The organism is Paenibacillus silvae, from assembly GCF_014639235.1.
Lineage (GTDB): Bacteria > Bacillota > Bacilli > Paenibacillales > Paenibacillaceae > Paenibacillus > Paenibacillus silvae.
Map to the genome: position 1 here is coordinate 1 of NZ_BMFU01000036.1, position 738 is coordinate 738.

2 tRNA genes and 2 rRNA genes are annotated in these 738 nt (G+C 49.2%); all 4 read right to left on the minus strand.

The annotated features are described in order from the left end of the window. Positions 1-102 (minus strand): 23S ribosomal RNA (locus tag IEW26_RS30050); the annotation flags it as partial. A gap of 205 nt (positions 103-307) precedes the next feature. Continuing rightward, positions 308-383, minus strand: a tRNA-Ala gene (locus IEW26_RS30055). A 22-nt stretch (positions 384-405) separates the two neighbouring features. Further along, positions 406-482, minus strand: a tRNA-Ile gene (locus tag IEW26_RS30060). A gap of 34 nt (positions 483-516) precedes the next feature. Next, positions 517-633 (minus strand): 5S ribosomal RNA (rrf, locus tag IEW26_RS30065). Positions 634-738: the final 105 nt, after the last annotated feature.

The window sequence follows — 738 nt, forward strand, 5'->3', positions numbered from 1 at the left end:
CAAAGCTTGCTTACAGCTCCCCGAGGCAGTTTCGTTGTTCGCCACGTCCTTCATCGGCTCCTAGCGCCTAGGCATCCTCCGTGTGCTCTTAGTAGCTTAACCAGTTCGCTCGTGTTCGAGCTGTCGCTTCCCTTGTTTTGAACTTCGTTCAAAGCCAAAAGTCGCTCCATTTCGATCACTCGCTCCAGCAATCTACCGTTTTTATTGAAACTTGTTCAACACAAGTTCAGCTAAAAAGGAATGTTCTAATTCGCGTTTGTTTCGTTTCGATATCTAGTTTTCAAAGAACAAACTTGTAAAATCTTGTTGGTGGAGCCAAGCGGGATCGAACCGCTGACCTCCTGCTTGCAAGGCAGGCGCTCTCCCAGCTGAGCTATGGCCCCATATAAATTTAAGTTGTGTAAATGGTGGGCCCTGGTGGACTCGAACCACCGGCCTCACCCTTATCAGAGGTGCGCTCTAACCAACTGAGCTAAGGGCCCACAATATATAAGTTTTGAACCCATAATGGGTTACGCTTGGCGGCGTTCTACTCTCCCAGGACCCTGCGGTCCAAGTACCATCGACGCTGAAGGGCTTAACGGTCGTGTTCGGGATGGGAACGTGTGGAACCCCTTCGCTATCGCCACCAAACGTTTGAGAGTTTGAGCTCTCAAAACTGAGCAACGAGTGAGCAACTAGCCGACCTGGCTAGATTTAAAATTTGAATGTCTTCGTTGCAGAAGACGATTCTCCATA